11 protein-coding genes and 1 pseudogene are annotated in these 12,161 nt (G+C 48.9%); all 12 read right to left on the bottom strand.

Going from position 1 to position 12,161, the window contains the following annotated elements; translation table 11 throughout:
* On the bottom strand, positions 1-763 hold a 763-nt coding region (locus Q0117_RS01750; protein WP_297921694.1), incomplete at its 3' end, for an AIR synthase related protein.
* A gap of 63 nt (positions 764-826) precedes the next feature.
* The gene (locus Q0117_RS01745; RefSeq protein ID WP_297921691.1) at positions 827-1,582 is read right to left on the bottom strand and encodes a glycosyltransferase family 2 protein; all 756 of its coding nucleotides are present in this window, start codon (positions 1,580-1,582) and stop codon (positions 827-829) included.
* Complete coding sequence (locus Q0117_RS01740; RefSeq protein WP_297921689.1) at positions 1,579-2,370, bottom strand: polysaccharide deacetylase family protein; 792 nt, start codon at positions 2,368-2,370, stop codon at positions 1,579-1,581. The genes Q0117_RS01745 and Q0117_RS01740 overlap by 4 nt, the downstream gene beginning before the upstream one ends.
* Positions 2,367-3,425 carry a glycosyltransferase gene (locus Q0117_RS01735; protein WP_297921684.1) on the bottom strand — a complete coding sequence of 353 codons (1,059 nt, stop codon included), beginning with the start codon at positions 3,423-3,425 and terminating at the stop codon, positions 2,367-2,369. Before Q0117_RS01735 ends, Q0117_RS01740 begins: the two co-directional genes overlap by 4 nt.
* On the bottom strand, positions 3,413-4,645 hold the full coding sequence (locus Q0117_RS01730) for a glycosyltransferase (RefSeq protein ID WP_297921683.1): 1,233 nt from the start codon (positions 4,643-4,645) through the stop codon (positions 3,413-3,415). Before Q0117_RS01730 ends, Q0117_RS01735 begins: the two co-directional genes overlap by 13 nt.
* Complete coding sequence (locus tag Q0117_RS01725; protein WP_297921681.1) at positions 4,642-5,457, bottom strand: polysaccharide deacetylase family protein; 816 nt, start codon at positions 5,455-5,457, stop codon at positions 4,642-4,644. The genes Q0117_RS01730 and Q0117_RS01725 overlap by 4 nt, the downstream gene beginning before the upstream one ends.
* On the bottom strand, positions 5,454-6,638 hold the full coding sequence (locus tag Q0117_RS01720) for an O-antigen ligase family protein (RefSeq protein ID WP_297921678.1): 1,185 nt from the start codon (positions 6,636-6,638) through the stop codon (positions 5,454-5,456). The genes Q0117_RS01725 and Q0117_RS01720 overlap by 4 nt, the downstream gene beginning before the upstream one ends.
* Positions 6,635-7,711: a glycosyltransferase family 4 protein gene (locus tag Q0117_RS01715; RefSeq protein WP_297921675.1), complete on the bottom strand. Its 1,077-nt coding sequence runs from the start codon at positions 7,709-7,711 to the stop codon at positions 6,635-6,637. The genes Q0117_RS01720 and Q0117_RS01715 overlap by 4 nt, the downstream gene beginning before the upstream one ends.
* The gene (locus Q0117_RS01710; protein WP_297921672.1) at positions 7,708-9,114 is read right to left on the bottom strand and encodes an ELM1/GtrOC1 family putative glycosyltransferase; all 1,407 of its coding nucleotides are present in this window, start codon (positions 9,112-9,114) and stop codon (positions 7,708-7,710) included. Before Q0117_RS01710 ends, Q0117_RS01715 begins: the two co-directional genes overlap by 4 nt.
* The gene (locus tag Q0117_RS01705) at positions 9,084-9,965 is read right to left on the bottom strand and encodes a lysophospholipid acyltransferase family protein (protein ID WP_297921669.1); all 882 of its coding nucleotides are present in this window, start codon (positions 9,963-9,965) and stop codon (positions 9,084-9,086) included. The genes Q0117_RS01710 and Q0117_RS01705 overlap by 31 nt, the downstream gene beginning before the upstream one ends.
* A gap of 59 nt (positions 9,966-10,024) precedes the next feature.
* Positions 10,025-11,773 (bottom strand): tRNA uridine-5-carboxymethylaminomethyl(34) synthesis GTPase MnmE, encoded by a 1,749-nt coding sequence (mnmE, locus tag Q0117_RS01700; RefSeq protein WP_297921666.1) that lies wholly within the window; start codon positions 11,771-11,773, stop codon positions 10,025-10,027.
* A gap of 2 nt (positions 11,774-11,775) precedes the next feature.
* Positions 11,776-12,161: pseudogene (locus tag Q0117_RS01695) on the bottom strand (protein jag); the annotation flags it as partial.

Raw genomic sequence — 12,161 nt, 5'->3', positions numbered from 1 at the left:
GCTCCAAGCACGCCTCCATCAGCAGCTTTTCGGCAAACGGATCGCCCACCTGCACCGTCGGGCGCAGAGATTTGTTCGCGTCGTTAAAGCTATCGCTCGCCATCACGGCTCCTCCGAGCCCGTCGCGACCTGTCTTAGAGCCCACATAGATCACGCTGTTGCCTACACCTTCGGCCCTGCCGTAGAAAATTTCATCCTTTTTAACGATACCCAGCGCAAAGGCATTAACCAAAATGTTGCCGTCAAAGCTCTTATCGAAGCTCGTCTCGCCGCCTATCGTAGGGATGCCCATGCAGTTGCCGTAGTGCGCGATGCCTGCAACCGCTCCTTTTAGCAGATAGCGCTGCTTCCTGGCATTCTCGCTTCTTCCTCGCACCTCGCCGAAACGAAGCGAGTTCATATTGGCCTCAACGCGCGCGCCCATCGTAAAGATATCGCGCAGTATCCCGCCTACGCCTGTCGCAGCGCCCTGAAACGGCTCTATGAAGCTAGGGTGGTTGTGGCTTTCCATCTTAAAAACCGCCGCCATGCCGCCGCCGATGTCGATGACGCCTGCGTTTTCGCCGGGACCCTGGATGACCCAAGACGCCTTGGTCGGGAAGCCGCTTAAGTATTTTTTGCTCGATTTGTAGCTACAGTGCTCGCTCCACATCGCGCTAAAAATCCCAAGCTCGAGCAGATTTGGCTCGCGACCTAAAATTTTTAAAATTTTTTCATATTCTTCGTCTGAAATTTTATGTGCCGCTATCGTTTTTTTATCCATTTTTCGCCCTTTTCGCCGTTAAATTTAAGTCGCAATAATAACTAAAATTTTCTATCATTTCGATTAATCTTCGCCCTTTTTAAGATACTTCTCGTAAAGTTTTGCCTCTTTTAAAAACGCGTAAAATGCGTTAATATTTGCCGTGATAAATCCCTTGCGCCCGTCAAAAAGCGATCTGCGCAAAATGTACGATTTAAAAAACGCGAACGGATAGATCAGCAAAAGCTTCGCGAGGCTCGGCTTTTTGCCCTTCTCAAAATCCCCCTGCGCGCGTAGCGTAGAGTAGTTGTTGTTTTTCATAACGAGCTCGGCGATCGGCTTTTCGCTAAAATGGTTGATGCAAAATTTGCTCTTTTTCACCGCGCCCTTTACGATCGAAATTTGCGCGTGCACGCCCATATTTTTATACTCGCCGCACTCCTTGCGAAAGAAGCGGATGTGAGTGTTTTTGCGCACGAGATTGGAGCATTTGCGCCCAAGCGAGTATTCATGAAATTTAATATCCAGCGCAGAGTAATCGCTCTGGCTCATAAACTCCTCTATCTCGCCTTTTAGCTCAGGACTTACCTCCTCGTCGCCGTCAAGATTGAGCACCCATTCGTTGCTACATAGCGAAAACGCGTAGTTTTTCTGCACCCCCTCGCCCTGCCAGCCGTGATGGTAAATTTTATCGGTAAATTTACGCGCGATTTGCAGCGTGGCATCGGTGCTGCCGCTATCGACGATTATGATCTCGGCAAAATCCGCCACGCTACGCAGCATACGCTCGATGTGGCGCTCCTCATTCATCACTATCGCATAAACGGACGCTTTAATCATAGTTTGTTCCTTATCCTCGTAAATTTCAGCCAAAAATCAAAAAACCCCTCCGTGCCCAAAATGCCGATACGCTTTACGGCATATTTGTCGTCGCCCGCCTCGTAAAGTCCGCGCTTGACGACCACCGCGCCTTTAAAATTTGATCTGGCGATATTTAAAATTTCGTCGTTAAATTTACCGTACGGGTAGGCAAACACCTCGCAAGGCTGTCCGCAAATACTTGCTACGCGAGCTTTGGATGCGATGATCTCATCTGCGGCAAGCTGTGGATCGCTCGCGTAGGTAAGGTCTAAATTTACGTGGTGCATCGTATGCGCGCCAAACTCCACCAGCCCGCTTGCTTGCATTTTTAAAATTTGCTCCTCGCTCAGCATTCGCGCGAGATGGGTCGTATTAGCGCGCTCCCAGTCGTTTTGCACGGCGCCCGGCACCAAAAATATGCTCGCTCTAAAATCGTATTTTTTCAAAATTTCAAAGGCGTTGGTAAAATTATTTTCAAACCCGTCGTCGAAGGTGATGCAAACCGCCTTTTTAGGCAGCCGCTCTAGCGCGATAAGCTCGCTAAGCTTAAAGCTTTTAAAGCCGTTTTTTGCAAGCCACGCGATCTGCCTCTCAAAATCCGCGGGTCTTAGCCGCCATTTGTCGAATTTATCGCCCTTGTGCTCCTCTACGCTATGATACATCAGCACCCGCGCCTTATGCCAGCCCTGCGGGATCCGCCACCAGTTATAACGCAGCGAAATGCCCACCGCAGCAGCAAAGATCAGAAAGGCTACAAAATAAATCATCTGAATTTCTCTCCGTTTTTATAGACGAACTCGCGCCACTCGTAAGGCTCGCTAAGCGTTAAGCCAAACGTGAGCTCCAGCATAAATTTAGACACGCGCGTGGCATTTACGATTTCTAGCGCCCTAGCCCGACCATTTTTGCCGATAGCCTCGAAACTTCCGTTTTGCAAGCATTCTTTGATCTTGGCAAAACAATCCTTTACATCGCTAAAATATACGACATCGCGCCCATCGATAAAAAGTCTATCCAAGCCCTTTATAGCGGGACTGAATGTGCAAACTCCGCACCCCATAAATTGAGCCATTCGATCGGAGGAGTATAAAATTTTATTTTGATTAGGCTTCCAAACGCCGTCATCCGCGTTAAAATTTATCGCTATTTTAGAGCGCGAAATTTCTTGCTGAAACCGCTCCCCAAACACAAAGGGCTCGCCTAAACTTCCGTAAATTTTAATCTTTATGCCCTCTTTGGCGCATAGTTGCTTTAAAGTCTCGATAAATTCCTTTCTGTTGGGCAGGTAGTCGTTGCCGATATAAAGGACGTCGTGGCTCTTTTCCGACTCAAAATTCCTATCGAATGCGGCATCCGAGATATTGGGCATAAACGAAACTAGGGTATTTGGATTGCGGCGCGAAATTTCCGCCAGATCCGTGGCGTTGGTGCAAAAAAATGCATCGGCCAGGGAAATTTTATTAAAATCGCCGCTATCGGCGCTTCTTAAATCCGCATACCACTGGATTATTTTGATCTTCGGCAGTAGCTTTTTGATGCGGCTTAGAGTATCAAATTTTATCTTTTCGGCCTTACCGATCAGAAGCAGATCGGCGCCGATGTTTTCGCAGATACGCACGAGCTTGGCGTTCATCTTTTTTAAGCCGCTGTTTTTCAGCCCGCAAAAACGCAGGCTCCGCTCCCAATCGCGGTAGCTAAAATCATAGACGAAGTGCCCGCCGCGAACGAGCCCGTGGCTGATCTTGCGCTCCATGCCGTAGAAAAAACTACCGTCGTCGTATTCGTTAAAAATGCCGCAATGCACGATCTTTAGGCTTCGCATAATAGCTCCTCGTAGTAATTTTTAAGCGAGCTAATATAATTTTGCAGCGTCAAAGTTTGCTTGAGCTTGGCGTGTTTTTGCGCGAAAGTCCGGGCGTATTTGCCGTAAGTGCGGTAAATTTCATCGATTTTGGCGCTCAAATCCGCCGCCTCGCATAAAAACTCCTCGCTTAAAATTTCCGAAATTCCGCCCACACGGGTAGATATCAGCACGGGCGAATAAAAAATACCTTCGATCAAAATCACCGGAAAGCCCTCCTTGCGCGAGCTGATGACGTGCAGGTGCGATGCGCTCAGAGCCGCCGCAACGTCGTCGCAAAAGCCGCACAGCCGCACGTGGTCCTGTAATTTTAGCAAATCGATTAAATTTTGTAAATTTTGCCTCTCGCCGCCCTGACCGTAAATTTTAAGCTCGAAATCGAATTTCAGCTCGCTTGCGGCGCGGATCAAAAGATCAAAACCCTTGATCTTATCGAGCCTGCCGACCGCGACGATGTTAAATTTAAAATTTTCCGCCGCTGCGTTTGCGCCCTGTTGCGATACGAATACGCTGCTAGTCTTATTTTGCGATGCGTCCGCATCAAAAGCCCTATCTTGCGACACGCTCGCCCCATCAGGCGTATCTTGCGACGCAAATGCAACGCCGGTCATATTTTGCGACACGCCCGCAGTGCTGGCCAAGTCGCCGCGCGCGTCCTTTGTTTCCTTCGGCGCCACGTTTGCGGTGCCCTCCGCGTCCTTGCAGAGCGCGTAAATTTCATGATTTGCAAACTCCCGCCGCGGCTCTATGCCGAAATATATCACCTTCGCAGCGTGATTTATCGTGGTTGCGACCTTGCGCGAGGCTGCGATGACGTTTTGCACGCTATCGAAAACGGGCGCTTTGCGGTCGTTATGCTTGGTCGCGACAAGCTTAAGGCTTAAAAATTTTTCGACCACGAAGCCGATCTGTGCGGCTTTGGCGCCGTGCGAATGTAAAATTTCAAATCCGCCCGAGCGTAAAAACCGATAAATTTCAGCGAACAAAAAGGGATTGTAGCGCTTGTCTCGGCTTTTGTACTGATAAATTTGCACGCGAGCATCCAGACGCTGCAAAAACTCGCATCTATCGGGCACGATGAGTGCCGTATGCTCGCTTTTGCAAAGCTCATTTAGCGAGTCGATCACGATCTTTTCGACGCCGCCGTAAAATCTGGAGCAGCAAAGATAGGCGATTTTCATCTATTTCTGCCCTTTTTCATCTTCAAAATGAAGCTAAAAAGCCCCTGCCTACCGCTAACCATGATGCGCGGAATTTCAAAATTTGAGTAGTGTGGGCGCAACACGTCGTTTTTCGTCGTAACGGCGCAGCTAAAGCCCGCTTCGCGCGCGCAGCGCACGCTAATCTCGTCGTAAAAGCCGAACGGATAGGCAAAGGCGCCGCAAGAGATGCCAAATTTCGCCTCTATTTCGCGCTTTGATTCGCTCATCTGGCGCAGCTGCTCTTGCGGATCCAGGCTAGGCAAGTTCGCGTGATCAAGCGTATGCGAGCCGATCTCGATGAGGCCGCTTTGTAAAAGCTCTCGGACCTCATCATCGCTTAGCATCTGCTCGCTATTTAGCTCGTCGCTTGATTTTTTTAGATCCTTATCGGTCGCCCAATTCCCGTCAAAGCGCCGGTTCACGATGAAAATCGTCGCCTTAAAGCCGTATTTTTGAAGTATCGGCAGAGCGCCCGTAAGATTATCGCGGTATCCGTCGTCGAAGGTAATGCAAACCGCCTTTGTAGGCTTTTTATCCAAGCTTGCAAGCTCGCTTAGAGTGTAGCTCGTAAAGCCGTTTCGCTTCAGCCACGCAAGCTGTTTTTCAAACGCGGCGGGGGTCACGCGCAGGCGGTTAAATTTAGAGGTATGCTTTGGCAGATGCACGCGGATCATATGATACATCAGCACGCGCGGATACTCGTAAGATTGGTCCTTCGCCCACCACGCAAAGCGCAGGCAAAACCACGCAAAAAGCGCCGCAAAAGCCAAAACCGCCGCCGCGTAGATCATCTCTCAATCCTCATGCGATAAGCCAAAAAGCTCAAAATCGTAGCCAGACTCAGCGCTTCTTTCGACAGATACGCGCCGTGATCGAACTGACAATCTATCAAAAGATAAATTAGAAGCGTAAGAACCCCAAACTGCCTGCGTTGAATGCACTCTTTAAAAACGCTGAATAGGATCGCGCCGTAAAAGATAAGCCCGAGCGCGCCGCTATAAAGTAAAATTTCTAAAAATAAATTGTGCGGCGCGTTATATTCAGGATGCTCAAGGACCGGGGAGCCCGGCAAATTTATATATGAGCCCAGCCCGTAGCCCAAGATAGGCTTTTCTTGCGCCATCTCTAAAATATAGCTCCAAATCACGGTTCTGCCCGAGGAGTTGCCGCTAAATAGCGCTGCTAGCCTTTGCTCAAACGACGGCGAAAGCGCAAGTAAAACGGCAAAAAGCGCGATGAAACCCACCGAGAAAAGCAGGTATTTTTTGTTTAAGCTCTTTAAATTTAGCGCGCCGTAAAACGCGAGCGCGCAGAACGCGCCGACCCACGCCGCCCTAGAAAATGAAAAGATCATAAAAAACGCAAACAAAAATAGAGTCGCAAATTTAAGCGCCAAAGGCCGCCGTATCGCCACCGCGCTAAGGCAGAGCCCAAAGCCCATAAAAAGCCCTAAAATATTGCGGTTCGAAAGCGATCCGCTAAGACCTCCGCGAACAGAGTCGCTTGCAAAGACGATCGCATCGGGGCTGTTTATAAGCTGATAAATCACGCTCACCGATAAAATTCCAAGCCCCACGAACAGAAAGGCAAAAACGGCGTTTTCATCAAAAAATTTAAGCTTATAAAAATAACAAAGTACCAAAAATATAGCGCCGTATCGAAGGACGAAAAATATGGTGCTCTGCCATGCTTTTTTTGAGATAACCGCCTCGTTTAGGAGGTTTGAGATCGCTAGCGTCGCCACTAAACAGATGAAGCAGATCGCGATAAATCGCGTTTTTTTCAAAATTTCGCTTAAAATTTCGTAGTTTTTAAAATACAACAGATGCGCCAAAAAGAGTAAATTTAGCGCCGCGAAGGAGATCTGATAGACCGCGTTTTTGAAAAATAGCGACGCGCACCAAAGAAGCAGCAGCGTTAAAAATGTGATCCTCCAGCCGCTAGGCGCGTTTTCGTAAAAAAATTTTTTCATATTAAACTCTCATAAACCTTTATCGTTTTTTCTACCATCTGCTCTAGGCTGAAGTTTTGCGAAACGTAGCCGTAGCCGTCAAATTTCAGCTCGCGCGCGGGGGCAAACAGCTCCGCCAGCGCCTGCGCATCGCCCACGTCAAAAAAATAACCGTTTTCGCCCTCTTTGATAATATTGAGCGCGCCGCCGTGGCGAGTCGCGATCACAGGACAGTTCAGTGCGATCGCCTCAGCCATCGAACGCCCGAAGCTCTCGGGCTTGCTCGAAGCGCTTACCATGACCGATGAGAGCGAGTAAATCTCGGCTATCTTGCTCTGAGAGCCCGTAAAAATTACGCGCTCGCAGAGGCTAAGTCCCTCTACGAGCGATTTTAGCTCGGAAAAATACTCGTCGCGATCCGCTCTCACGCCGCCTACGATCAAAATTTTAAGCTTTTGTTCGCTTGCCAAAGCCGCGGCGCGGATCAGGGTTTTGTAATCCTTAATCTGCGTGATGCGCCCAATGCTTGAGACGATGAAATCATCCTGCGCGAGGTTAAAATTCTGCCGAAATTCCGCGATGAAGCGCTCGTCTAAATTTTTGGGATTAAATTTTTCTAGATCGATGCCGCGCGGAATGATCGTGATCTTGGCCGCATCCGTGCCGTAGCTTCGCACTACGTGATCGCGCGCGTAGCCGCTAGGGCAGATGATCGCGTCCGCATCCGTCATAATCTTGCTGTAGAAATTTACGGAATTTATCCCATGCACGGTGCTTACGATCTTTGCTTTGGGGCGAGCAAATTTAACCAGCCACGCCGGCACGCGGGAGCGGACATGCACGATGTCGGGAGCGATCCCGCTTAAAATTTTACGCAGCTTTAAAACGCGCGCCGGAGCGCTTAGGATACTTTTGGAGCAAACGTCGAGCTGCACGTGCACGCCGCCATCTTTTTCTATCTCTGGCGCCAATTTGCCGCCGTTACTGATGACGAAATTTTCGATGCCGCGCCGCGCAAACTCTCTATTTAGCTCGACTACGCCGCGCTCGACACCGCCTTCGTTCAGCTCGGGCAGGATTTGCACGACCCTCATATTTTTATCTCCCTCACAAACGCCTCAAGATCGTACTTTGCAGTCTTTTTCAGCTTCGCGCCCTCGCTGTATCGCCTAGCATAGCCCGTAGAAACGAGAGCACTTATGAAATCGTCAAATTTATTATGAGCGTCTTTGCGTTTTAAACTCAAAATGGCTACGCTCGCGCTCCCGTTAGATGCAGCCTCGCTTATCATCGAGACGCTGTCCTCGCTGATAAAGACCCACTCGCACTGCGCCAAAAAATCGCCGATCGGATTTACGGGCTCGCAGCTGTAAATCACGCTGTAATCCCAGCTAAGCTTTTCTAGCGCGCTCTCGGTAGCCCGCGGCGTGCGCGGAGAGGTCGTTAGCGCAAACTCGCAGTCCGCAAACTGCGCCCTTACGTCCTCAATCTGCTTTAAAATTTCATCACCCATCTCAAAGCAGGAATTCGGTCCGCCGATGATAAATCCTACCGCTTTGCGCTGCGGCTTATACAGCCCCTGCGGGCGCGAAAAACTAAGCGAGACGGGCGAAATTTTAAGATTTGCGCGCGGCTTTGGGCGGTCATGCTCGCCTGCGATGATGATGCTAAAATCCTTGCGGTAGCCCTTCGGATACATTAGCGCTATACTCGGCTTTGCGTATCTGCGCGCGTAAAATTTCAGCGCGTAATAGCTCGTAGAGCCCGCTCCTACGAACAGATCAAAATCTGCGAAATTTAAATTGCGATCCGATACGGCGTCTGAATTGGTGCCATTCGGCGCGGCGGGGCTGTTTAAAGCGGGACTATTTAAATTTGATCCGTTTTTGAGGTCCGCCGCCGTGTCGCTCCCACCGAGATCGCACTTAAAAATTTTAAAATAAAATCCTAAAAAATCAAGCGCGTAGGAGCAAAGTTTAAGAAGCTTGTTTGCGTAAGCGATCTTGCAAAGGCAAAACTCAAGCCCTCTTAGCTCGCAAAATGCGATGCTTTGATTCTCGTGCCCCTTGCGGCCGTCGCTTAAGATGAGTGCTTTTCGATGCGGATTGTTAGTGGTGGGCGGATTTGCGCAGGAGCTTTCGCTGTTTAAATTTAGAGAGCCGCCGCCTGCGCGCCACGCCCAGCCTGAAGCGCCCGATCTTAAATTTTTACCTTTAAAGCTTTCGCGCCGCAAAGTGCAAGAGGGGCTGCCGCAAAACGATATGAAATTTTTGAAGTCCGAATTTTTGTCCTTTCGCGCGGCGGCGATCGCTACGAAATTTTCGCGATTTAAAATTTTAACGGCGCGCGCGGCGTTACTTAAATTTACGGCGCTTTGCTCTTTTGCAAAAAGACGCGAGCCCTGCGGCGCGGATAAATTCCTCGTGACGCTGTTTCTGCTCTCGCCTCTTAGAATTTGCCGCGCCATCAGTCCATCTTCCATCGTTTGTGTATCCAAAACCACTGCTGCGGCGCGGTTCGCACGACCTCTTCGAAAATGTCGTTGCACTTTTGCGTGATAAACAGCTCGGCTTTGTCCTTATTTAGCCCCTCAGGTAGCGGCGGGAAATCCTTGATCACGATCTCGTAGCGATCATCCTCTCCGCGGCGCGCAAAAATTGGTATCAGCACGGGGCGAAATTTCAAATAAAGCGACGCGATAGTCTTCGTGGTGTAGCACTGTCGTCCAAAAAAGGTCGTAATCAGGCTGTTTTTAGGACCTGGCTTTTGATCGGGCAGAATGCCTACGTTGCGCCCCTGCTTTAGCGCCTGCACGAGTCTGCGCATCGCATCGTCCTTGTAAATGAGGTCGTTGCCGTAGCGCTCGCGAAACGGCGCCACGAGCCGCTCTTCGATCAACTCATTATCGCTGCGACGCCCGACTACCGAGACGGGAAAGCCATTGGCGCCGAAAAAATTAGCTAGAATTTCCCAATTTCCAAAATGTGCGGTAAAAAATAAAATCCCGTGCGGATTATCACCTTTTAGCTTTCGGACGCGCTCTAGCGCCTGCTCGCCGTTTGAAATCAAATCATCAAATTTTAGTCTGCCGTTGTAAAATAAAAGCGTGTCGGTAAGCGTCCTAGCGATACTGCGAAAATTCTCGATCGCAAGAGAGTGAAGCTCACTTTCGCTTTTTTGCGGATAGGCGGCGCGAAGGTTGTCTTGTGCGACTTTAACGCGCCTGCTAAGCTTCCACGATGCAAAAAGTGCGAGCTTATCGAAAAATGCAAATATGAAGCTTTTCGGCGCGAATTTTGCAAATTTTATCAGACCCAGCGCCAAAAAATATTGGATTTTTTCCTTCATAAAGACCTCGTTTTAAATGCGAGATTATATTGAATTTTGGCTAATTAGTAGCTAAAACGCTATTTACCGAGGCAAAAATTGCTAAACATTTCATCTAGAATTTCGTCTCGCTCAAATGGACGCGAAATACGTGCAATCGCCTCAATCGCGCGATTTATCTCAAATGCAAAAAGCTCAAGCTCGCCGCAAGCCAGGCGCTCGCTCGCGTTTTTAAGAGCTGCGAGCGCGCTCTCGCAAGATAGAATTTGCCGCTCGTTGCTTAGCATAAGGCCATCGAAATTTTGAGAATTTAAGTAGCTCTCAAGCGCGGTTAAAATTTTATCCACGCCCTCATTTGCAGAAATTTCAAGTGGCGTAAAAATGGAATTTGCTTGGGTAGTTTGCCTAGCGGAATTTATTGCAGAGCTACTAGGCGCGATGGAATTTACAGAATTTTGTTTGGAATCATCTTTCGTAAAATTCTCCGCAGCACAGCTTGCAGTAACGCGCTCGGTATTGGGCGACGCTAGTCCCACTTTTGCGGCGGAATTCTGTTCCTTTGGATTTATGGAATTCGCAAGGGCTATTTGGCTTGTAGGCGCGGAATTTGTGGAAGTAGAATTTTGTGCGCTTAGGTCACGCTTTAAATTTTTAGCTTTTAAATTCTGCGCGCAGGAATTTAAAGAAGCGTCGCAGGTATGACTTTGCTTTAAATTTTCGGCTGTGAAATTCTCTGATATGGGACTTTCAGCTGCGAAATTTTTTGCAGAAAAAGCCTCTAAATCATCGCCAAGATCCTCCACGCTAGGATGAAATTTACGCGGCAAGTCGCATTTATTTAAAACGTAGATGATTTTTTTGTCTTTTTGTTCACGCAGTATTTTTAGGATCTGCGCATCCTCGGCGTCCCATTCGCGACTTGCGTCAAACACTGCCAAAATCACGTCCGCCTCGCTTGCAGCGCGAAGCGAATATGAAATGCCGATACTTTCGAGCTTTGAGCCGCTGTGTCTGATACCTGCAGTATCGACTATACGGATTAGATGAGTGCCTATCTGCAGGCTTTCTTCGATGAGATCGCGCGTAGTGCCCGCTTCGTCGCTCACGATAGCGCGCTCGAAATTTAAAAGCGCGTTTAGTATACTTGATTTGCCGACGTTGGGTCTGCCTACGATCGCCACCTTAAAACCCTCGATTAGCCCTTTGCGACTGCGGCTTATGCGGGTGATTTTTCCCAGGCTTTTTATATTTTCATCCAGCATCTTTTGCGAGCTTTGCAGCACATCAGAAGGCAGATCGTCCTCTGCGTAGTCGATGCAAACCTCGACAAAAGCTAGCGTCTTAACCAGAGCCGCGCGCAGATTTGCGACGAAGTCTGCTAGCTCGCCGCGCAGGTTTCTAGCTAAAATTTTAGCCGCACTTTGCGAGCGCGAATTTATAAGATCGCTTATGGCTTCGGCTTTACTAAGATCCATTTTGCCGTTTAAAAACGCTCGCTTACTAAACTCGCCCGGATTTGCTATGCGCGCGCCCAGAGCCAGCACGGCATCTAACGCCAAGGACGAAGCCGTAAAGCCGCCGTGGGTCTGCACTTCTACGACATCCTCGCCGGTAAAGCTATGCGGAGCCTTAAAATATATCAAAATCGCCTCACCGAACGCTTCGCCGCTCGCGTCAAAAAGATTCACAAGCGTGGCATAGCGAGGGCGCAAAGAACTGCGATGTGAAAGGCCTAGAGCGATAGATAGCGCTTCCTCGCCTGAAATTCTAACTATGCAAATTCCGCCGATGCCGTGCGCCGTAGCGATAGCGGCAATAGTCTCGATCACGATTAGCTTTTTTCGTCTACGATGACGATTTTGCCGCTACGCGTGGATTTGATGCCCACGAAACGATCTGGATACGCCCGCTTTAGTTTATCGGCTACGATTTTGATAAATGCGCCGTCAAAAGCTTTCGTGACGATACGCTCATTTCCGGAGCGTTCCACGAGTGCATTTACATAAGAATCGATAAATCGTTCTTGATTTTGTAAAAATTCCGCGATTTCAAAAACTACGGCAAGATCATATCTGATGCTGATCCAGTTGTAAATCATATACGAAAGTGCCTTGTAGCGGTGTCCTTCTTTGCCTATCAAAAGCGCACTATCCTCGCCTTGCAGCTTGATATAGACGGTATTTTCGTCGATTTTGCTAACATCGCTAACTTCGATAT

It is taken from the genome of uncultured Campylobacter sp., assembly GCF_937997535.1.
In the GTDB taxonomy this organism is placed as follows: Bacteria; Campylobacterota; Campylobacteria; order Campylobacterales; family Campylobacteraceae; genus Campylobacter_B.
The sequence above is the reverse complement of the archived record's forward strand: the minus strand, read 5'-3'. Positions and strand labels throughout refer to the sequence as shown.